The organism is Bacillus sp. FSL R5-0576, assembly GCF_038004765.1.
In the GTDB taxonomy this organism is placed as follows: domain Bacteria; phylum Bacillota; class Bacilli; order Bacillales; family Bacillaceae; genus Bacillus; species Bacillus subtilis.
Genome location: NZ_JBBORU010000001.1, coordinates 2,873,989 through 2,892,874, shown reverse-complemented (window position 1 = coordinate 2,892,874; position 18,886 = coordinate 2,873,989). Strand labels below are relative to the sequence as shown.

Here is an 18,886-nt window from a genome sequence, read left to right as displayed (position 1 = left end):
TGAAGAGGGGGCAGAGTCAGTGTTCAATAATCAAATGTTAGGTGTTATAGATGAAACCACATATAAGCATTCTCTTCAGGATTTAACAGCACAGCGGTCGCTCGGGGCGATCCCTTTTGCCGGCAGGTACCGACTGATTGATTTTATGCTTTCCAACATGGTGAATGCGGATATTAGGAGTGTTGCAATTTTTCCGAAGTATCGTTACCGTTCGCTCATGGATCACCTTGGGGCGGGTAAGGAATGGGATTTGCACCGGAAAAAGGACGGCCTCTTTTTTTTCCCGTCTCCCCATCTTCATCACGAATACGATGAATTCGGTTCCTTTCGCCAGTTTTCGGACCATCTAGATTACTTCCACAGAAGCACGCAGCAATATGCTGTTATCTCCAACAGCCATACCGTATGCAACATTCAATTTCAATATGTGCTGAAACGCCATCAGGAGGTTGGCTGCGACGTCACCGAGGTATTTCAGGACGGCCAGTCGCTGCAAATCTATATCATGTCAACAACGCTTTTAAAGGATCTGATCTACGGACATAGTGAAAAAGGCTATAAAACCATTCAGGAGGCTGTTGAAAAGGAATCTTCTGCCCTGACCATTTGCCCATATGAATATTCAGGTTATGCGGCTGTCATTGATTCGGTGGAAAAATATTATACCCACAGTATGGAGCTCATTCAGCCTCGTTTTTGGCAGCAGGTGTTTTTGCCGCAGCAGCCGATCTATACAAAAGTGAAGGATGAGCCGCCTACGAAATACGGAAAGCACAGCACTGTCAAAAATTCTTTGGTGGCAAACGGCTGTGTGCTTGAAGGAGAGGTTGAAAACTGCATTTTGTTCAGGGCGGTCCATGTCGGAAAGGGAACGAAGCTGAAAAACTGTATTATTATGCAAAAAACGCAGATTGGAGAGGATTGTCTTCTTGAGCAGGTCATTTCGGATAAGGATGTTAAAATCGGCAAGGCGACGGAAGCTGTAGGAACAGCTGAGCAGCCGCTTGTATTAAGAAAAGGTTTGGTGCAAGGAGAGCTGATGAATTCTTGAAGATATTATTTGCTGTGTCAGAATGCACCCCATTTGTGAAATCAGGAGGTCTTGCCGATGTAGCAGGTGCTCTGCCAAAGGCGCTTGCGCGATTAGGCAATGAGGTAGCTGTGATGCTGCCGAAGTACAGCCAAATACCTGAACCGTGGAAAAAGCGTATGAAAAAACAGGCTGAGTGTACCGTAGCTGTCGGCTGGCGGCAGCAATATTGCGGAATTGAACATATGGCAGAGAATGATGTGAATTATTACTTCATCGACAATGAGTACTATTTCAACAGGGATTCGTTGTACGGGCATTATGATGACGGTGAGCGGTTTGCCTTTTTTTCAAGAGCTGTGCTGGAGGCTGCCAAAGTTGTGAATGTTCAAGCCGATATTGTTCATACTCACGATTGGCATACAGCGATGGTCAATTATTTGCTGAAAGAGGAGTACAGAAAACATCCTTTTTATGAACGGATGAAAAGCGTGCTCACGATCCACAACCTGCAGTTTCAAGGCATATTCCCTCCTGATGTCACACATGACTTGCTGGGTCTTGAGATGGATCATTTTCATTATGAAAGGTTAGAATGCAACGGATTTGTTAATTTTATGAAGGCGGGCATCATTGCGGCTGATCATGTGACAACTGTGAGCCCCACTTACAGAAATGAAATCATGACGCCGTATTATGGTGAGCAGTTGGAACAGGTTTTGCAATATAGGGAAGATGATGTAACCGGCATATTAAATGGCATTGATGATACGTTCTATCAGCCGAAAAGCGACCCTTATATAGAGGCGCAATACGATTCAGGGGATCTTGCATGCAAGCTGGAAAACAAAACGAAGCTTCAGCAGCGGATGGGGCTTCCAGAGAAAAACGATATTCCGCTGATCAGTATGGTGACAAGGCTCACTAAACAAAAGGGGCTTGATCTTGTCCGCAGAATTATGCACGAACTTCTTGAGGAGCAAGACATACAGCTGGTTGTGCTAGGCACAGGAGAACGTGAATTTGAAGATTATTTCCGGTATGCAGAATTTGCTTTTCATGAGAAGTGCCGGGCTTATATCGGGTTTGATGAGCCGCTAGCCCATCAAATTTATGCGGGCTCTGATATGTTTTTGATGCCGTCGAAATTTGAGCCGTGCGGTTTGGGGCAGCTCATTGCTCTTCAATATGGCGCCATTCCGATTGTCAGGGAAACGGGGGGGCTTTACGACACTGTCCGTGCCTATCAGGAGGAAGAGGGAACGGGCAATGGCTTTACGTTTTCTGCCTTTAATGCGCATGATCTGAAATTTACGATAGAAAGGGCGCTGTCGTTTTATCGCCAACAGGATGTATGGAAGAGCATCGTGAAGACCGCTATGAATGCAGATTACAGCTGGGGGAAGTCGGCTAAAGAGTATCAGCGTATTTTCGAGCAGGTGACAAGGAGTGGACGGGATGTTCTCGAGTAAAGAACGCTTTGCAGACTTATTTTTAAAGCGTCTGGAAATGACGTGCGGAAAAAGCTTTAAAGATTCTGCCAAGCTGGATCAATATAAAACGTTGGGCAATATGGTCAGAGAGTATATCAGCGCTGATTGGATCGAGACGAATGAAAAAAGCAGATCAAATTCCGGGAAGCAGACATATTATTTATCAATCGAATTTCTGCTCGGTCAGCTCCTTGAGCAAAACTTAATGAATCTTGGTGTTCGTGATGTTGTAGAAGCTGGTTTAAAGGAAATCGGCATCAATTTAGAGGAAATCCTTCAGATAGAGAACGATGCAGGTCTCGGCAACGGCGGGCTTGGCCGCTTGGCCGCTTGCTTTTTAGATTCTCTTGCTTCGTTGAACCTGCCTGGGCACGGCATGGGCATACGCTATAAGCATGGTTTGTTTGAGCAAAAAATTGTAGACGGGCATCAGGTGGAGCTGCCTGAGCAATGGCTGAAAAACGGGAACGTATGGGAAGTAAGGAATGCGGATCAAGCAGTGGACGTGCCGTTTTGGGGCGAAGTCCATATGACAGAAAAAAGCGGGCGCCTGCATTTTCGCCACGAACAAGCGACAATTGTTACCGCTGTTCCTTATGATATCCCGATTATCGGCTATGAAACAGGCACTGTCAACACGTTAAGGCTTTGGAACGCTGAGCCCTATGCGCATTATCACGGCGGTAATATTTTGTCTTATAAGCGGGAAACAGAAGCGGTTTCTGAATTCTTATATCCCGATGACACCCATGATGAGGGGAAAATTTTACGGCTGAAGCAGCAGTATTTTTTAGTATGCGCAAGCTTAAAAAGCATTGTGAACAATTACCGAAAAACACATAAATCTTTATCCGGCCTGCATAAAAAAGTGAGCATTCATATTAATGACACTCACCCTGCGCTTGCGGTGCCTGAGCTGATGCGGATTTTGCTCGATGAAGAGAACATGAGCTGGGAAGAAGCTTGGCATATCACTGTACATACGATTTCTTATACAAATCATACAACATTGTCAGAAGCGCTCGAGAAATGGCCGATTCATTTGTTTAAGCCGCTGCTCCCGCGAATGTACATGATTATTGAAGAGATCAATGAGAGGTTTTGCCGCGCAGTTTGGGAAAAGTATCCGGGAGACTGGAAAAGGATAGAGGACATGGCGATTACAGCGCATGGTGTTGTCAAAATGGCTCATCTGGCCATAGTAGGCAGTTACAGTGTAAATGGCGTTGCAAAAATACATTCCGATATATTAATGGAAAGGGAGATGCGCGACTTTCACTTGCTGTTTCCGAATCGTTTTAACAATAAGACGAATGGAATTGCCCACAGGCGCTGGCTGTTAAAAGCGAATCCAGGCTTGTCTGCCATCATTACAGAGGCGATCGGCGATGAATGGGTCAAACAGCCGGAATCACTGATCCGTTTAGAACCGTACGCCACTGATCCTGCATTTATTGAACAGTTTCAAAACAACAAAAGCAAGAAAAAACAAGAGCTTGCCGATTTGATTTTTTGCACGGCCGGGGTGGTTGTGAACCCTGACAGCATATTCGACGTACAGGTGAAACGGCTTCATGCATATAAACGGCAGCTGCTGAATGTTCTTCACATTATGTATTTGTATAACCGCCTCAAGGAGGACGCCGGGTTTTCAATCTACCCGCAAACCTTTATTTTCGGGGCAAAGGCTTCACCAAGCTATTATTATGCCAAGAAAATCATTAAGCTGATCCATTCTGTCGCAGAAAAAGTCAATTATGATCCGGCAGTCAAACAGCTGATCAAAGTTGTTTTTTTAGAAAATTATAGAGTTTCTATGGCTGAGCGAATTTTTCCGGCATCAGACGTAAGTGAGCAAATTTCAACCGCAAGCAAGGAAGCGTCTGGTACAGGGAATATGAAGTTTATGATGAACGGGGCTTTGACGATCGGCACGCATGACGGCGCAAATATCGAGATCCTTGAGCGGGTGGGCCCTGATTGTATTTACACGTTCGGCTTAAAGGCGGATGAAGTTCTATCGTATCAGGAAAACGGCGGCTATAGATCGAGGGAATATTATCAGCATGACAGAAGAATCAGGCAGGTAGCGGATCAGTTGATCAATGGTTTTTTTGAAGGAGAGGCAGATGAATTTGAATCGATCTTTGACTCGCTGCTTCCGCATAATGATGAGTATTTTGTGCTGAAGGATTTCAGCTCATATGCAGATGCACAGGAGCGAATTCAAGCTGATTATCGGGAGCGAAGGAAATGGTCTGAGCGTTCGATTGTAAACATTGCTCATTCTGGATATTTCTCCAGCGACCGCACGATCCGGGAATATGCGAAGGACATTTGGGGCATCAAGCCGATGATGTGAAAAAGCCGCTGTATAAGCGGCTTTTTTTGTTCACAGATTCATTGAATTGATTGTAAAGGATAAGAACGTCGCAAATGCACTCCATAAAAAATAAGGCAAAAGAAGATAGCTTGCGGCTCTGCTGTATTTTTTGGCAATGATCAGTAATACGATTGCTGTGATGGCGACAAGCAGGCAGTCAAGCGATGCAGCCAGCAGATTTTTTTGCGTAAACTGGAAATAGCTGAAGGCTTGATTGAGCACGTAATTTATCAAAAGTGTAAACCAAAAGCTTTTCGCACCTTTAAATGAAAACGCAGCATATACAATGGCTGCTGAAAGGGAGATCAGGGCAAACAGGATGGCCCAAATGATGCCGATCGCAGTTCTGCTTGGCGTCCAGTCCGGTTTTTTCAATGAATTGTACCATTCTTGGTCCACAGGAAACAGGTAGCCTGAGGCTGAAAACAGCGCATATGTAATCACAAAAACGGCTAAAGCGCCGACAATCTTTTTCATATTTGCAACCTCCGCATGTATTTATTTACCCTTTATCTTATAAAGATCAAACCCCCGATATGCGGGGGAAATGATGGTCTTAAATAAGCTGCTTCAATGCGTTTGCTTTAATGCGTTCATATTCAAAAGCTGATTCTAATTCTTCCTTCGGTAAAGCCGACTTGCGGACGTATTTTTCGCGAATGACATCGTAAAGCTCGTAAGGAAACAGCATATCAATAAACATGACTTGTTTTTGTTCTTCAGTTAATGGGGCTCTGGATTCGTATGCGTTCAGCATGACATGAAATGTTTCTTCATCCCAAACGCCCGTCGTATCCAAAAGCGGAATAATCATTTTGCGCAAATCGCGAATAGGCAGATCAAATGAAACGGTATCTAAGTCAATGACCCAAATCTGTTCATTTTCCCCTAAGAGTGTATTTCCGGTTCCGTAATCCTGGTGGCAAAGGTTAGGGCTTTTTTTCAGCTGTTCAGTCCATGGAACATAGGTCGACTGCAAAAGCTGGTCTTTGATGCGCAGCCCGTCTTCAATAAAGCCATCTATCTCCTGAAGATAAAACTGTGAGAAAGGATCTTCTTTTTCCGCCTCCGCCATCAGCTTCCACGTTTCCATCTGTTTGCATCGTTTCGTGTAGTGATTCGGCCAGCGACCTAATTTGGTAAATACGGGAACGCCATTTGGCGGCTGATATCCGACGGAAGCTGTATGAAAATCAGCAAGGCCTTTCATGATAAACTCCAAGTCCTGCTTTACAGTCAGCTCAAACGGCCTTCCTTCGATCCAGTCATATACGACAAATAGAAATGAGCCGTGCTTGGAATATAGGCTACCTTTTTTGTTTGGGAGTATGCCAGGAACATTCATGCCTTTTTTTGCTAAATAGTCCTGCGCGAAAATGGAAAACAACGCTTTCTTTTCTGGCCTGTGTATTCGTTTTAGACAAACCGCACCGGAGTCTGTGTGGACCTTCCAGACAAGCGCCATCTGGTTTCCCTGAATGACGTCTATTTTTTCAGTCTGCACATCCCATCCTTGAAGCACATTTTCAGCCAGCTCCGTTAATTTTTTTGCATCTTCTGCTGATAAAGGAAGCTCTGATGAATTCCCCTCCTCAATGACTTCATGGTTTTCTGCCATTAAAGGACACATCCTTACCTGTTTTACTCCTACCTTATGAATCAAAAGGAAAAAATGATTGAGTTATTTGACTATATTTAATAGATGAATCTGGTTGTTTACCCGTTTTGTTTTTAGGGCAGTCCCATTCCGCACAAGTTGGTTGTTCAGCCGTATCATGATTCTAACTAGTTAAAAATCATGCAGGAATGGAGGCTATGTATGAAAATAGCACTGATCGCCACAGAGAAGCTTCCTGTCCCATCGGTTCGAGGAGGCGCCATTCAAATCTACCTCGAAGCGGTTGCCCCTTTAATTGCCAAAAAACATGAGGTGACTGTGTTTTCTATTAAAGATCCGAATCTCGCTGATAGAGAGAAGGTAGACGGTGTCCATTATGTGCATTTGGATGAAGACCGTTATGAAGAAGCCGTTGGAGCAGAGCTGAAAAAGAGCCGTTTTGATATTGTGCATGTTTGTAATCGCCCAAGCTGGGTTCCGAAATTGAAGAAACAGGCGCCGGATGCTGTTTTTATTTTAAGCGTTCACAATGAAATGTTCGCTTACGATAAAATCAGCCAGGCGGAAGGCGAGATTTGCATCGACTCCGTAGCGCAGATTGTTACGGTCAGCGATTATATCGGACAGACGATCACAAGCCGTTTTCCGTCAGCACGATCAAAAACAAAAACGGTGTATTCTGGTGTGGATTTAAAAACGTACCACCCTCGCTGGACGAATGAAGGGCAGCGGGCTCGCGAAGAGATGCGTAGCGAGCTGGGGCTTCACGGCAAAAAAATCGTCTTGTTTGTCGGCCGGCTTAGCAAAGTCAAAGGCCCGCACATATTATTGCAAGCTTTGCCGGACATCATTGAGGAGCACCCCGATGTCATGATGGTGTTTATCGGGTCAAAATGGTTCGGAGATAATGAATTAAATAACTATGTCAAACATCTTCATACCCTTGGTGCGATGCAAAAGGATCATGTCACATTTATTCAATTTGTGAAGCCAAAGGACATTCCGCGCCTTTATACCATGTCAGATGTATTTGTATGCTCTTCGCAATGGCAGGAGCCTTTAGCAAGGGTGCATTATGAAGCGATGGCTGCGGGACTTCCTATTATTACAAGCAATCGGGGAGGCAATCCAGAGGTCATAGAGGAAGGGAAAAACGGCTACATCATTCATGACTTTGAAAATCCTAAACAATATGCCGAACGTATCAATGATTTGCTGAGCAGCTCGGAAAAGCGGGAACGGCTTGGGAAATACAGCCGCCGTGAGGCAGAAAGCAATTTTGGCTGGCAGAGGGTGGCTGAAAATCTGCTCAGCGTCTATGAAAAGAACAGATAGAAGGGGTGAACAGAGTGTACCAAAAAGAGCATGAAGAACAGATTGTGTCCGAAATTCTCAGTTATTATCCGTTTCATATCGACCATGTGGCGCTGAAATCGAACAAAAGCGGGCGCAAAATCTGGGAAGTCGAAACTGATCATGGCCCAAAGCTGCTAAAAGAAGCGCAAATGAAACCGGAGCGGATGCTTTTTATCACTCAGGCACACGCCCATTTACAAGAGAAAGGGCTGCCGATAGCGCCGATTCATCAAACAAAAAATGGCGGTAGCTGCTTGGGCACGGATCAGGTTTCTTACAGCTTATATGACAAAGTGACAGGAAAAGAAATGATTTACTATGATGCAGAGCAAATGAAAAAAGTCATGTCATTTGCCGGCCATTTTCATCATGCCTCAAAAGGATATGTTTGCACAGATGAAAGCAAGAAGAGAAGCAGGCTGGGAAAATGGCACAAATTGTACCGTTGGAAGCTGCAGGAACTGGAGGGGAATATGCAGATCGCAGCATCCTATCCTGATGACGTATTTTCGCAAACTTTCTTAAAACATGCTGATAAAATGCTGGCAAGAGGAAAAGAAGCTCTCAGAGCGCTTGATGACTCAGAATACGAAACCTGGACAAAAGAGACGCTCGAGCATGGCGGATTCTGTTTTCAGGATTTTACATTGGCACGTTTGACTGAGATCGAAGGGGAGCCTTTTTTAAAGGAGCTTCACTCGATTACCTACGATTTGCCGTCAAGAGACCTTCGTATTCTGCTGAATAAAGTGATGGTTAAGCTTTCTGTTTGGGATACTGATTTCATGGTTGCACTGCTTGCGTCCTACGACGCAGTGTATCCGCTCACAGAAAAACAGTACGAGGTACTTTGGATTGATCTCGCGTTTCCGCATTTGTTCTGTGCAATCGGGCACAAATATTATTTGAAGCAAAAGAAAACGTGGTCAGATGAGAAGTATAACTGGGCGCTGCAAAACATGATTTCTGTTGAAGAATCTAAAGATTCGTTTTTGGATAAACTGCCGGAACTGTATAAAAAGATAAAAGCGTATCGGGAGGCGAATTGACATGAGGTCATCGAGACAAAAAGCCTCTATTTCTAAACTGGATCTCGACCAATTCGTATTTACACCGCCTGGACCGATGGGGTGGCAGGCTCATGACTCAATGTCAGCTGAGAAGGAAGAAGAGGAGAAGCATTTAGATGTGGGCAGCATTCGAGAGCTCCCTCACATCAATGCACCGAAAGAATATCAAGAAGAAACGAAGGAAAAGGAAACAGATCACAAAATCGTCGATGATGAAGAAGAAACGAAATTCGAAACCATTCTAGAGCCTGAGGAGGAACGTGATTCGAAACGCTCAGCGCCCCCATATGTAGAAGAAGAGGAGGAAGATGAAGAACCAGACTTAGCGGAAGAAGCTAAAGTGGAAATCATCATTCTTCCAAGTGAATCTAAACCAGCTCCATGGTTTTCTCAAACCGTAAAGCGCAAGGCATAAAGTCATATTTATGCCTTTTTTCATGTTCTCTGCAGCAAAAAAACAGCCCGTTTTGCAACACGAGCTGTAGGTTTTATGTTTTTGCTTTCACAAAAAGCTGATTGATAGATGATAAATCAAAATTTTGCGTCAGAAAAGGCGGCGGAAATTGTTTGTTTTTCGGAGTGAGAACGGATTGGTAAACAGTATTGAGCCTTTTGGCCGCATGGGTAAAGGTAAATAAAGCTTCTACATGCTGTCGGGCGTTTTTTGTCATTTTGCTCATTAATTCTTGATCTGTAAAGGCTCTGTCAATTGCTTTTGCAAATGAAGAAGGTTTGTTGTATCTGTCGATGACAAGGCCGGTGACTTCGTCTTTTACGACTTCTCCGTTTCCGCCCCGGTTTGTGGTAATTAAGGGCGTGCCGGCCGCCATTGCTTCATAATTCACACGGGCGAGGGGTTCGTTCCACTGAGAGCTGCACACAAATACATCTGCCATCAGAAAAAGGTTTGGGATGTCGTCAGCGGGAATGAATTTTGTAAAAATTATGTGGTCTCTGTATGGCAGCGCCAGCGTACGCAGATAGGTTACATATTGGTTTTCGCTGTCATCGCTGAACCACTTCCCGCCTGCTATGACCAGTACAGCATCAGGGTGCTGCTGCAAAATCCGTCTCATGCTGTGAATGAGAAGGTGAGGTCCTTTTGTCGGGCTTAAGCGGCCGGCGAATAAAATAACTTTTTTATCTTCAATACCGTATTTTTTCCGGTATGTTTTTCTGACAGCCGAGCCTTTCATCGTCCAGACAGGCGGATAAGAGTTTAAATCAACGCCGGAGTACACAACTTTTGTGATGTCCTCGGCTTCAGGGAAACGTTCAATGACGGTTTGTTTAATAAATTCGCTCACAGTGGTGATTATGGAGACATTGTCGAGTACTTCTTTTCCTTGCGCGAAGGTCATCTTTTTCTCAGAAAACATTTCGTTATGCAGGCTCAGAACGATCTTGCTGTTTGGTGAGGCTTTTTTATATAAAGAGACATTTAAAGGCCTGTTGAACACATGAATGAGGTCAAAGGAAGAGGCTCGCAGCTCTTCGGCTACCGCCTCGCGGTAATGTTCTTTTGGCAGATGGATATAATGTACGCCGTCTTTTGTTTCTCTTTTTGGGAGCGATGGATCTTCTATTGAAAAAATGGTCAGGTTGTACCTGCTGCTGAAATAGGGCGTGACACCGTCAATCATCATTTGAATAGCGCCGCCGCGTACTGCGGGCGCCGGCAGCTTTTCTGTACAGATAAAGGCAAGCTTCATTTTTATTCCCCCTGATACAGCGACGATAAATAGGCGATTTCGTTGGTCAAGCCATCCTTTAAGGATGTGGCGGGATTATAATGCAAGAGCTGTTTTGCTTTTGAAATATCCGCCCACGTGTTGCTCGGTTCCCCTGCTATTTTGTCCGAAAAGTGCAGTGTTGCTTTTCTGCCGGAAATATCCTCAATAAGGGAGACAACCTTTAAGACTGAGGCACGCTCTGCGCCGCCGATATTTACTGTTTCACCAATAAGATGGGGTTTCCCAAGAACAGCGGTGATGCCTTTGACACAGTCGCTGATATAAGTGAAATCTCTTGACTGCTGCCCATCACCGAAGATGGTAAGCGGCTTTTGCTGAAGGTGCTGCTTAATGAGCCGGTGAAAAGCCATATCCGGCCGCTGTCTTGGCCCGTATACGGTAAAAAAACGGAGAATCACAATTGGAATGCCAAAGCTCTGTTGATACACATGGCAAAGCTTTTCTCCCGTAAGCTTTGTTACCCCGTACGGAGATAAAGGAGAAAGCGACGTGTTTTCGCTGACTTTTCCTTGTTTTTCGCCATAGACGGAAGAGGTGGATGCAAAGACGAACGTTTGAATAGAATGTTCCCTGCACGCCTCGAGGAGCCTTTGGAGCGCTTGGATATTATGTGCGGCATATGGGTGAAAATGATTGCCCCAGCTTGACCGGACACCCGGTATGGCCGCCAAATGAAAGATGACGTCCACTCCTTCCAGTAAGGGAGCAAGATCCGCTGTCAGCAGATTTTCCTTTATGAACGTAAATCGCTTTTCCGGCAGCAGGTTTTTAAGGTTTTTTAATTTCAAGGAAAATGGAGTAGGACCGATAAAGTCATCGATTCCAATAACGTTATGTTTCTTATCTTTTAGTAATTCTTCGCAGAGGTGGGAGCCGATAAAGCCCGCTGCTCCCGTGACGAGTATTTTCATGGACGGCCAACTCCCGTACAGATCAGGCCGCAAGCCTCGATCAGTTCTTTTTTTAGTACGTTGCGCCCGTCAATCACAAGACGCCCTTTCATGATATCTGCAGCCTTTTTCCAATCAAACGCTAAAAACTCAGACCATTCTGTCGCCAAAAATAAAAAGTCGCTTTCTTCGATCGCATCAAAAGCTTGAGAATGCTGAGTTACATGTTGCCGCAAATGTTCTGGAAGTACAGCTTCAGGATCATATGCATGAACATCACATCCCAGCTCCGCCAGCCTTTCCATCAGTCTGACAGCCTGAGAATTCCGGATGTCATCAGTATTCGGTTTGAAGGAAATGCCGAGTACAGCCGCTTTCTTGCCTTGAAGTGTTTCGAAGAATGACTGTATTTTTTTGATATACAGGCCAAGCTGGGTGTCATTAATGTGCTGCACGGCCCGGAGCAGGAAGGTCTCCGTGTTTTTTTCCTGGGCAGCAAATTGCAGCGCCTGCAGATCCTTTGGAAAACAAGAGCCTCCGTATCCGATGCCTGCCTGCAAAAAGTGCTTCCCGATCCTTGGGTCTAGACCGATAGCGCGGGAAATATCTGAGATATCTGATTGATAGGCTTCACATATGCGGGCCATTTCGTTAATGAACGAAATTTTGGCCGCTAAAAAGAAATTGTTGGCATATTTGATCAGCTCTGCTCCCGCTAAGCTTGTAACGATAAAAGGGGTATCAATGTGTTTGTAAATGGATTTGACGATGGCTGCCGATACGTGATCTTCTTCCTGAACACCGATGACTGTTTTGTCAGGATGCAGCATGTCATATAAGGCATTGCCTTCCCGCAGAAACTCCGGATTGGATACGATATTAAAGAGGTTTTTAGACACTCCGGAGGCAATCAGCTGTTTTGCTATGTTTTCATTTGTCCCGGGCGGAACAGTGCTTTTCGTAATAATGGTTTTATACGATCGGATCGCCTCGCTTAAATCACCGATGACGGACTGCAGGGCTTTCGTATCAGCTGATCCGTCCGAACGCGGCGGAGTTCCGACTGCGATAAAAATAACGGGACATTCCTCCATGCTCGATTTCACTTCAGAAGAAAACGAGAGATTGCCGCAACGAAGTATTGCATCTGAAAGCCCAGGCTCGTAAAAGGGAATGACTCCTTTTTTCAGCTGCCCGATTTTTTTGACGTCTTTGTCTGTGCATATCATGTCATGTCCGATGGATGCCAGTGCCGCTGATAGGGTTAAACCGACATACCCGGCGCCAACCACACAAATTTTCATCACCTGAGCTCCTTTACAAGATTACTGGTCATATATCAATATCCTATTAAAAAAGGGCTGGTTCGTGATTCCGCTTTCTGCCCAGTTGCTTCCGCCTAATTTCAGATGTACAAACATCGGGATGCGCTCTTGGAATATCATGTAATAAACATGAGCTGAGGGGAAAATACCATGATAAAAAAAGCGATCATTCCTGCAGGCGGATTCGGCACGAGAAATCTGCCGGTGACGAAGGTGATTCCGAAAGAAATGTTTCCGGTAGGATCTAAGCCTGTGATTCATTATCTTGTTGAAGAATTAAAGGAGTCAGGCATTGAGGACATTTTGATGGTTGTATCGAGCCATAAAAATCTGATTGTCGACTATTTTGATTCCTCTTTGGCACTTGAGGCTTTTTTGGCCTCTAAGAATAAACTGCATTTGCTTAGTGAGCATCCCATTCCGGATATACGGATTCACTATGTGCGCCAGCCTTATGCAAAGGGTCTTGGCGACGCCATTTCTTTCGGAAAGCAATTTGCAGGCAAAGAGCCTTTTGCCGTCGTTTTGCCTGATGATCTGATTTTTTCCGCCAATCAGCCGGCTTTGGGGCAGCTGATTGAAGCGTATACGAAATATCAGTCCAGTGTGATCGGCTTAAAAGAAACAAAAACGGAGGATTTACATCATTACGGGGTGATAAAAGGGGAGCCTGTTGAAAAAGGGCTTTATCGCATACAGGATATTGTGGAAAAGCCTAAACAAAACCCTCCGTCTCATTTTGCCGCAGCAGGGCGTTATATTTTCACACCGGATATTTTTAATGAGCTGGAGGCATTAGAAGCTGATAGCGGAGGAGAAGTGCAGGTAACGGATGCGATAAAAGCTTCGCTCGGGGCATGTACCGTATACGGGAAATTGCTAGAGGGCGAGCGGTATGACATCGGCCTGCAAAAGGATTATCTGAAGCTGATTTACGATATGCTGAAAACGGAAAAGAACCCCCAATAATCGGGGGTTCAATCAGCGTGGAGATCGCCGAATGTGGTCATGATTCCCTCTTCGTCAAGTTCTTCTTCATAGCGCTCATGGGCTCTGCTTTGATAAACGGTAATTTCTTTTCCAGTGATATCTGTAGCGATGAAATTTTCGTAAGACTCCGTATTGCCGATATTCTCTTCGGCATTCATCGTCATATCATCATAGCTGAGCGGAGGGTTTTCCATATCCTGCGGCGTTTGTGAGTTACCATATTTTTCGACATCCTGATAGGAATCCTCACTGTCATATGGCGCTCTGATTTCTTCATCATCATCAAATTCAAATTGCCCGAATGGTGTTTCTTCTTCAATCGGACGGTCTTTGGAAACCACGTCCTGTGACGAATACTCCGCGAGAGTTGTGGCAGTCGGAAGCGCTTCAAGTCGTTCGAAAGGGATTTCCTTTCCGCTGACTTCACAAATGCCATACGTACCGTTTTCTATCGCCTTTAATGAATGCTCAATGTCCCGAAGGTGCTCTCGCTCATGCAAGTCTAGAGCGATGTCTTTCTCACGCTCGTAAAGTTCTGTCGCCTGATCGCCGGGATGGTTGTCGTATGCCGAAAGCTCACCCCACGAATCATAAGGAAATGCTGAGTTAAGCTGAAAATGATCATTGTCTTTGAAACGGTTTAAGATATCTTTTTTCGTTTGTTCCAGTTCATTTTTTAAATGCTGAAGCTGTTCTTTTGTAAGCAATATGATCGCCTCGTTTCTCTGTGATGCATACCTTTAGTATGAACAGATCGCCTGAGAACTTTCATAAATGGCGGGTGGAGGAATATAGGAGGTTTTCCTTTTATGGTAAGCGGATACAACCTTTGCTATCAGTGGAGAAAGAAATTTAAGCTTTGTTTCTTTTTCATTTCTGAAATTAGGTTTATAATAGGTAAGGCAGGCCATTTGGACTGCATGATCTGTGTTTGACACAAAGGAGACACAGGTGTATGGTATTAAAAGCATTTTAAGGATTATGGAGGAATGTCTCATGGTGACAACGGTGCAGCGTACGTTCCGAAAGGAAGTTCTACATGCATTACATAAAGCCAAAGAAGTCAACCATGCTGTCTTAATAAGCTATTCGAGACAAATCGAGTCTCTTGACCCTCTATCATTTTTCAATTACGGAGCAAAAAAATATACAGGCAATCGATTTTTTTGGTCAGATCCTGAAAGTGAATTGACAATAGTCGGTCTTGGCAAAGAAGCGGTTTTCCAGACAAATCAAAAAAACAGCGAGCGGTATCGTGAGGTTTTTGAACAATGGGAGCGCTTTAAAAAGACGGCTTTTCATATTTATGAAGAAGAAAAGCTGCAGCATTCTGCAGTGGGACCTGTGTTATTCGGAGGATTTTCTTTTGACCCTTGCGAAGAAAGAGGTTCACAATGGGACCATTTCTCGGAAGGGGATTTCTTTGTGCCTGCGCTTATGCTGACGATGACTGCTGAAGGCCCGTTCTTAACAGTTAACAGATGGGTAAGCGGAGGAGAAGATGCAGAAGCTGTTTTAGGAGGCTTAAAAGCTTTTGCAGCGGAATTTATGGTTCCCGATTTCAAGCAAGAAGATCAGGCTGTGATTGCAGCAGCCGAAGAGCTGGATAAGGATGATTGGCTGAAAGCAATCGAAACGGCCACAAGCCAAATTAAAGAGAAACAATATGATAAGGTTGTTCTTGCCCGAGAGCTGCTGCTCACGTTTGACGGTCCAATCCAAATTGAACCGGTGCTTAAAACGCTTGTGGACGATCAGCAGACAAGCTATGTTTTTGCAATTGAACAAGAAGGCAAAACTTTTGTCGGCGCGTCTCCGGAAAGACTGATCAAAAGAGACGGCGGCACTGTCATGTCTTCCTGTCTGGCAGGCTCCATTAAACGAGGCGTGAATGAAGAAGACGACCGCCGGATAGGCCTTGAATTATTAAACGATGAGAAAAACCTGCTTGAGCATGATATTGTGGTAGGTATGATTCATAATGCTTTTGTATCAAGCTGTTCAGAGGTTGAAAAGCCTGATGGACCTGTTTTGTACAAAACAAAAAGCGTTCAGCACCTGTTTACGCCGATTGTCGGACAGCTGCGCGAGTCTGCTTCAATTTTTGACTTAATTGAGAAGCTGCATCCCACTCCGGCGCTCGGGGGAGCACCTCAGGAAAAAGCTGTTGACGTGATCAGAGAGATTGAACCGATGTCTCGCGGCTGGTATGCTGCCCCTATCGGCTGGATTGACAGCCAGGATAACGGGGAATTCGCGGTAGCCATTCGTTCAGGGCTGATCGAAGGAAGCACTGCAAGGCTGTTTGCCGGGTGCGGTATTGTGGAAGACTCGGAACCAATCTCGGAATATGAAGAAACACAGATTAAATTGAAGCCGATGATCTCTGCATTAGGAGGTGAGAGGCGTTGACAGTCAACCCGATTACTCATTACATCGGAAGTTTTATTGATGAATTCGCCCTTTCCGGAATTACGGACGCCGTCGTTTGTCCGGGCTCAAGATCTACACCGCTGGCTGTTCTTTGTGCTGCGCATCCCGATATCAGCGTCCATGTCCAAATTGATGAAAGATCTGCCGGATTTTTTGCCTTAGGTTTGGCAAAAGCGAAGCAGCGTCCCGTACTATTGATCTGTACATCTGGAACAGCCGCGGCCAACTTTTATCCGGCTGTGGTTGAAGCCCATTATTCAAGGGTGCCTATTATTGTGTTAACTGCTGATCGGCCTCATGAGCTGCGCGAAGTAGGCGCACCACAGGCTATTAATCAGCACTTCTTATTCGGTAACTTTGTTAAGTTTTTCACAGACTCTGCTCTTCCTGAAGAGTCTCCGCAAATGCTGAGATACATCCGAACGCTGGCAAGCCGCGCTGCCGGAGAAGCACAAAAGCGCCCGATGGGGCCTGTCCATGTGAATGTGCCGCTGCGCGAACCGCTGATGCCGGATCTTTCAGATGAGCCGTTTGGAAGAATGAGAACAGGCCGTCATGTGTCTGTGAAAACGGGTACGCAGTCTGTTGACCGAGAGTCCCTGTCTGATGTGGCTGAGATGCTCGCAGAGGCTGAAAAAGGAATGATCGTCTGCGGAGAGCTCCATAGTGATGCGGATAAGGAAAACATTATTGCGCTGTCAAAAGCGCTTCAGTATCCAATTTTAGCGGATCCGCTGTCTAATCTGCGGAATGGTGTTCATGATAAAAGCACTGTTATTGATGCGTATGATTCGTTTTTAAAAGATGATGAGCTGAAGCGGAAACTTCGTCCTGATGTTGTCATTCGGTTTGGACCGATGCCTGTTTCAAAACCGGTTTTCTTATGGCTTAAGGATGATCCTGCGATTCAGCAAATAGTGATTGACGAGGATGGAGGGTGGAGAGACCCGACACAGGCAAGCGCGCATATGATTCATTGTAATGCGTCTGTTTTTGCTGAGGAGATCATGGGAGGCCTTACTGCTGCTGCCAGATCCTCAGAGTGGCTGGAAAAGTGGCAGTTTGTCAATGGGCGGTTCCGCGAGCATCTGCAAACAATCAGCAGTGAAGATGTTTCGTTTGAAGGCAATCTCTATCGAATCCTTCAGCATCTTGTGCCTGAAAACAGCTCGCTGTTTGTGGGAAACAGCATGCCGATCAGGGATGTTGATACGTTTTTCGAAAAGCAGGACCGCCCTTTCCGGATTTATTCAAACCGGGGAGCAAACGGGATAGACGGTGTCGTCTCCTCTGCCATGGGGGTATGTGAAGGAACAAAAGCGCCTGTTACCCTTGTGATTGGAGATTTATCTTTTTATCACGATTTAAACGGCCTGCTGGCGGCCAAAAAGCTGGGTATTCCTCTTACTGTGATTCTTGTCAATAATGACGGAGGAGGGATTTTCTCCTTTTTGCCGCAGGCTTCTGAGAAGACACACTTTGAAGATTTGTTCGGCACACCGACAGGGCTCGATTTCAAGCATGCGGCTGCACTTTACGGCGGAACGTATTCATGCCCGGCTTCTTGGGATGAATTCAAAACAGCTTACGCGCCGCAGGCAGACAAGCCCGGACTCCATTTGATTGAAATCAAAACGGATCGCCAATCAAGAGTCCAGCTTCATCGCGATATGCTGAATGAGGCTGTGCGGGAAGTGAAAAAACAATGGGAACTGTAAACATAACGGTATCAGATGGTGTCCGATATGCAGTGGCAGACGAGGGACCGAATGCTTCCGAAGCCGTCGTCTGTCTGCACGGGTTTACCGGCAGCAGACATTCATGGACTTTTCTTGATGAAATGCTGCCTGATTCCCGTTTGATCAAAATTGATTGTTTAGGGCATGGGGAAACCGATGCCCCGCTGAATGGGAAAAGATACAGCACAAGCCGGCAAGTTTCTGACCTTGCCGAGATTTTTGATCAATTAAAACTTCACAAAGTGAAATTGATTGGGTATTCTATGGGAGGAAGGCTTGCTTACTCTTTCGCGATGACATATCCCGAGCGGGTATCGGCACTTGTGCTTGAAAGCACGACGCCGGGGCTCAAAACACTTGGGGAACGGCGGGAACGAATCATGCGGGACCGGAAGCTTGCTGATTTTATTTTACGAGACGGGCTCAAAGCGTTTGTTGCGTATTGGGAGAATATCCCTTTGTTTTCATCTCAGCAGAGGCTGGCTGAAGATATTCGGCACAGGATACGATCGGGCCGTCTGCGGAACAATAAGATTGGGCTTGCGAATAGTTTAACCGGCATGGGCACCGGTTCACAGCCTTCCTTGTGGAGCCGTGTAGAGGAAATAGATGTTCCTGTGCTTCTTATCTGCGGGGAGTGGGACGAAAAATTTTGCGCCATCAATCAAGAGGTGCATAAGATGCTTCCTTCTAGTAGAATAGAGATTGTTCCAAAAGCAGGACATACGGTCCATGTGGAACAGCCGCGATTGTTTGGTAAAATAGTGAGTGAGTTTTTGACAAGCATCTGACTCATTCACATAGA

The 18,886-nt window shown here is 45.4% G+C and carries 16 protein-coding genes; 10 read left to right on the top strand and 6 right to left on the bottom strand.

The genetic code is table 11. The features are described from left to right. Window positions 1-19 precede the first annotated feature (19 nt). From glgD to glgP, 3 genes are read left to right on the top strand one after another with little or no spacing between them, the layout of a single operon-like run. Window positions 20-1,051: a glucose-1-phosphate adenylyltransferase subunit GlgD gene (glgD, locus tag NX903_RS14850; RefSeq protein WP_015251371.1), complete on the top strand. Its 1,032-nt coding sequence runs from the start codon at window positions 20-22 to the stop codon at window positions 1,049-1,051. Then, complete coding sequence (gene glgA / locus NX903_RS14845; RefSeq protein WP_086344239.1) at window positions 1,048-2,502, top strand: glycogen synthase GlgA; 1,455 nt, start codon at window positions 1,048-1,050, stop codon at window positions 2,500-2,502. The genes glgD and glgA overlap by 4 nt, the downstream gene beginning before the upstream one ends. Continuing rightward, window positions 2,489-4,885: a glycogen phosphorylase GlgP gene (gene glgP, locus NX903_RS14840; protein ID WP_033884545.1), complete on the top strand. Its 2,397-nt coding sequence runs from the start codon at window positions 2,489-2,491 to the stop codon at window positions 4,883-4,885. The genes glgA and glgP overlap by 14 nt, the downstream gene beginning before the upstream one ends. 30 nt (window positions 4,886-4,915) lie before the next feature. On the opposite strand, the gene NX903_RS14835 is transcribed toward glgP, so the two are convergent. Beyond that, window positions 4,916-5,383, bottom strand: a complete 468-nt coding sequence (locus tag NX903_RS14835; protein WP_086344238.1) for a TspO/MBR family protein — start codon at window positions 5,381-5,383, stop codon at window positions 4,916-4,918. 79 nt (window positions 5,384-5,462) lie between these two features. Beyond that, window positions 5,463-6,536 (bottom strand): spore coat kinase CotI, encoded by a 1,074-nt coding sequence (gene cotI / locus NX903_RS14830; RefSeq protein WP_086344237.1) that lies wholly within the window; start codon window positions 6,534-6,536, stop codon window positions 5,463-5,465. A gap of 189 nt (window positions 6,537-6,725) precedes the next feature. Here cotI and cotSA point away from each other — a divergent pair, with 189 nt between their 5' ends. Genes cotSA through NX903_RS14815 form a run of 3 tightly spaced genes read left to right on the top strand, consistent with a single transcriptional unit; the run spans window position 6,726 to window position 9,365 of the window. Continuing rightward, window positions 6,726-7,859 carry a spore coat protein CotSA gene (gene cotSA, locus NX903_RS14825; protein ID WP_086344236.1) on the top strand — a complete coding sequence of 378 codons (1,134 nt, stop codon included), beginning with the start codon at window positions 6,726-6,728 and terminating at the stop codon, window positions 7,857-7,859. 14 nt (window positions 7,860-7,873) lie between these two features. Continuing rightward, window positions 7,874-8,929, top strand: a complete 1,056-nt coding sequence (cotS, locus tag NX903_RS14820) for a spore coat putative kinase CotS (protein WP_042977512.1) — start codon at window positions 7,874-7,876, stop codon at window positions 8,927-8,929. 1 nt (window position 8,930) lies between these two features. Continuing rightward, on the top strand, window positions 8,931-9,365 hold the full coding sequence (locus NX903_RS14815; protein ID WP_086344235.1) for a hypothetical protein: 435 nt from the start codon (window positions 8,931-8,933) through the stop codon (window positions 9,363-9,365). 73 nt (window positions 9,366-9,438) lie between these two features. Here NX903_RS14815 and NX903_RS14810 read toward each other — a convergent pair whose 3' ends face one another. Genes NX903_RS14810 through NX903_RS14800 form a run of 3 tightly spaced genes read right to left on the bottom strand, consistent with a single transcriptional unit; the run spans window position 9,439 to window position 12,898 of the window. After that, the gene (locus NX903_RS14810) at window positions 9,439-10,662 is read right to left on the bottom strand and encodes a glycosyltransferase family 4 protein (RefSeq protein WP_086344234.1); all 1,224 of its coding nucleotides are present in this window, start codon (window positions 10,660-10,662) and stop codon (window positions 9,439-9,441) included. Window positions 10,663-10,664: 2 nt separating this feature from the next. Then, window positions 10,665-11,615 carry an NAD-dependent epimerase/dehydratase family protein gene (locus tag NX903_RS14805; RefSeq protein ID WP_086344233.1) on the bottom strand — a complete coding sequence of 317 codons (951 nt, stop codon included), beginning with the start codon at window positions 11,613-11,615 and terminating at the stop codon, window positions 10,665-10,667. Next, window positions 11,612-12,898 (bottom strand): UDP-glucose dehydrogenase family protein, encoded by a 1,287-nt coding sequence (locus tag NX903_RS14800; RefSeq protein ID WP_004398478.1) that lies wholly within the window; start codon window positions 12,896-12,898, stop codon window positions 11,612-11,614. Before NX903_RS14800 ends, NX903_RS14805 begins: the two co-directional genes overlap by 4 nt. A gap of 171 nt (window positions 12,899-13,069) precedes the next feature. Here NX903_RS14800 and NX903_RS14795 point away from each other — a divergent pair, with 171 nt between their 5' ends. Continuing rightward, window positions 13,070-13,888 carry a UTP--glucose-1-phosphate uridylyltransferase gene (locus tag NX903_RS14795; RefSeq protein ID WP_015714578.1) on the top strand — a complete coding sequence of 273 codons (819 nt, stop codon included), beginning with the start codon at window positions 13,070-13,072 and terminating at the stop codon, window positions 13,886-13,888. Window positions 13,889-13,896: 8 nt separating this feature from the next. Here NX903_RS14795 and NX903_RS14790 read toward each other — a convergent pair whose 3' ends face one another. After that, on the bottom strand, window positions 13,897-14,616 hold the full coding sequence (locus NX903_RS14790; RefSeq protein WP_003229046.1) for a yteA family sporulation protein: 720 nt from the start codon (window positions 14,614-14,616) through the stop codon (window positions 13,897-13,899). A gap of 289 nt (window positions 14,617-14,905) precedes the next feature. Between NX903_RS14790 and NX903_RS14785 the strand changes: the two genes are divergently transcribed. Genes NX903_RS14785 through menH form a run of 3 tightly spaced genes read left to right on the top strand, consistent with a single transcriptional unit; the run spans window position 14,906 to window position 18,872 of the window. Beyond that, window positions 14,906-16,321, top strand: coding sequence for an isochorismate synthase (locus tag NX903_RS14785; protein ID WP_086344232.1), 1,416 nt, complete (start codon window positions 14,906-14,908; stop codon window positions 16,319-16,321). Beyond that, the gene (menD, locus tag NX903_RS14780) at window positions 16,318-18,060 is read left to right on the top strand and encodes a 2-succinyl-5-enolpyruvyl-6-hydroxy-3-cyclohexene-1-carboxylic-acid synthase (RefSeq protein ID WP_015714576.1); all 1,743 of its coding nucleotides are present in this window, start codon (window positions 16,318-16,320) and stop codon (window positions 18,058-18,060) included. Before NX903_RS14785 ends, menD begins: the two co-directional genes overlap by 4 nt. Further along, window positions 18,048-18,872, top strand: coding sequence for a 2-succinyl-6-hydroxy-2,4-cyclohexadiene-1-carboxylate synthase (gene menH / locus NX903_RS14775; RefSeq protein ID WP_086344231.1), 825 nt, complete (start codon window positions 18,048-18,050; stop codon window positions 18,870-18,872). The genes menD and menH overlap by 13 nt, the downstream gene beginning before the upstream one ends. The last annotated feature ends 14 nt before the right edge of the window (window positions 18,873-18,886 follow it).